Raw genomic sequence first — 2,751 nt, forward strand, 5'->3', positions numbered from 1 at the left:
AACCCTTATATAGAAAGGCATTTAGCGATTTTTGTCAATTGTTTTTTATCTAGAGCGAACTAATCAATTAAGTCTCTTGCCAGATAAGGATTTAGTCGATTTATGCCCCCCTATCGAACCATACCAAGTAACGAAGAACCAGCTGTACTGAATTTAAAAAATAAGCTTGCCTACATATCTAAGTTATTCCCCGTTTCCTATTTCCTGTATTTAGGGCTTGCTGAATAAATCTAAAAACCTTGCTGGATAAGACTTTTAGACTTTTTGTCAATCCAAAAGTACCGGCCGTGGGAGTGAGCGGGGGGAAAATTCAGGTACTTTTTCCCTGAAAATTAGGTAATTGACCAGATGAAAATCGGTAAAACCCTACACCCCACACCCCACACCCCACACCCTGCCCCCACGAAAAACTTTTTGCCGCAAGCCCTATTTAGAGTAAAATTTCCCTGTGTTGAATTGCTAATTTATGGGCGGGAAAACCCTCGTACTCGGCTAAAGTTTTCGTGGTTTCTTTTAACTTTTCAAAGCCTTCAGGGGTGACATAAGCCAAAGTAGAGCGCTTGAGAAAATCATAAACCGAAACCGCCGAATAGGAACGGGCAAAACTTCCCGTCGGCAGCACAGCATTGACTCCGATGGCGTAGGTAGCCATAGAGGAAGGAGTATGATTTCCCAGGAGAATTTCGCCAGCATTTTTAATCTTGCCCAGAATGGCAAAAGGATTACTAACTAAAACCTCTAGATGTTCCGGGGCGTACTCATTGACAAAATCGAGGGATTGCTGCAAACTATCGGTTAAAATTATGCCCCCATAGGCGGCTAAACCCGCCTCACAGAATTCCCGTCGCCAATCCGGGAGTTTTTGCAGGTATTCCTGTGCATATTCACTAGCAGCGATCGCCAAATCTTCACAGTGGGTGACTAATAAAGCTGCCGAATCCGCCCCGTGTTCCGCTTCAATTAATAAATCCAAGGCCGCTAAACGGGCATCGGTGGACTCATCGGCCAAAACTATCGACTCACTTGGACCGGCCGGCAAACCCACATCCACAGTACCGAACAGTAACCGCTTGGCCGCCGCCCCATAGACGCTGCACGGACCGGTAATTTTGTCAACCCTTTTGATATTTTTTGTTCCCAAAGCCAAAGCAGCGATCGCTTGTACGCCCCCTAATTTATAAATTTCTCTGACTCCAGCCATCTGCGCCGCCACCAGAGAAACGGGTTCCACGTTGCCCTGTTTATCGGGGGGAGTGCAAACGACAACTCTTTCCACTCCTGCCACCATTGCCGGGATGGCTAACATTAACATCATCGAGGGAAAAGCACCGCGGCCCCGGGGAACGTATAAACCCACATTGGGGATAGGAGAGATTTTTTCGCCGGCAAAGACACCGGTTTCAATTTCTGCCAGTAGTGTTTCTTCCGGCATTTGGCGACGATGTACCTCTTGAATATTCCGGAAAGCCTGTTCAATGGCAGTTTTTACTTCCGGTTCAATTAAATGAAAAGCCCGCTCAAATTCTGCCTCGCTGACTTTGATATTTTCTACCGTCGCACCTTCGTAGTCAAAACGCCGCACATAGTCCACAACGCCGGCATCCCCCCGTTCGCGGATGGTTTCTATGACCGTTTGAGCGACTTTGAGGGCGTTATCAATATCTAACTCGGCTCTTTTCTGAAGTTTTGCCCGTTCTGCGCTACTTAATTGCGAAAGTTTTAATATTCTAACCACTATTGCTGCTCCTACTGCCCCCCGTCCTCTCAAGAATAACGGGGAATCTGAATCTTTATTTTTATTGTAACCTTTGGGGGAGTGCCGGCTTTTCAGTGATCAGTAAACAGTAACCAGTAATCAGTGAACTGAAAACTCACATCTGATAACTGATAACAAAGGCCGAATCTAAAACCTAATTTGTTAAGCTAAAAGCTTTATTGCCAGATTCTTTCTCTTGCCTCTTGCCTCTTGCCTCCTGCCTCCTTGGGTATAATGCAGATCATGTTTAAGCTCTCTTGCTGTTCTGTAAATGCGATCGCTCTTAGTTTATTATGGGGGGCGAGTGGTGCTGTGTGGGCAGAAACGGATTTAGACTTAGACCCGAAAATTCGACAAGAAAGCCCAGTTTTAGAGCGTTGGTTAGAAAAAATACCCGATATCGCCGAAGATATTCGCCGCGATCCTAGTTTTCGCACTCGTATCCGTTTAGGATATGCAGAGTTTCCTTCTACCGATAATTCCAGTGGCGTGATTTTGGGGGTAGAAGATGTGTTTTTCGGTCAAACCAGTTTAACCCTAAGCGGCGATTATCAGACGGCTTTTAACGGCAAAAGGACGGCAATAGGAGCCAATTTACAATACTATCTCCTCCCTTTGGGTGATTATGTCAATCTGGCTCCCATGGTGGGCTATCGTTACATTCAAACGGGAAATTACAGCACCGATGGGCTTAACTTAGGATTAAAGCTCAAATTAGCCCTTTCTCGCACGGGGGCAGCAGATATCACCGTCAGTCAGAGTTTTATCTCACCGGGGGGTGCTAACGAGGTGGGATTGACTACTCTTTCGGTTGGTTATGCGATTACCTCTAATTTACGTTTAGCCGCCGATATTCAAGCCCAAAATTCCCGCGCCCGTAAAGATAGCTCCCTAGGAATTTTACTGGAATGGCTGCCCTAATTAGGGTTTGCGGCAAAAAGTTTTTCGGTGGGGGGTCGGGTGTGGGGGGTAGGGTGTGGGGTGTAGGGTGTGGG

2 protein-coding genes are annotated in these 2,751 nt (G+C 46.4%); one reads left to right on the plus strand and one right to left on the minus strand.

Annotated elements, in window-relative coordinates:
* Positions 1-430 precede the first annotated feature (430 nt).
* On the minus strand, positions 431-1,735 hold the full coding sequence (gene hisD / locus O9332_RS15270) for a histidinol dehydrogenase (protein ID WP_002798851.1): 1,305 nt from the start codon (positions 1,733-1,735) through the stop codon (positions 431-433).
* Between the two features lie 255 nt (positions 1,736-1,990).
* On the opposite strand from hisD, the gene O9332_RS15275 reads away from it, so the two are divergent.
* Positions 1,991-2,677 (plus strand): hypothetical protein, encoded by a 687-nt coding sequence (locus tag O9332_RS15275; RefSeq protein WP_004266829.1) that lies wholly within the window; start codon positions 1,991-1,993, stop codon positions 2,675-2,677.
* The last annotated feature ends 74 nt before the right edge of the window (positions 2,678-2,751 follow it).

This window comes from Microcystis sp. LE19-10.1B, from assembly GCF_027530565.1.
Lineage (GTDB): Bacteria > Cyanobacteriota > Cyanobacteriia > Cyanobacteriales > Microcystaceae > Microcystis > Microcystis aeruginosa.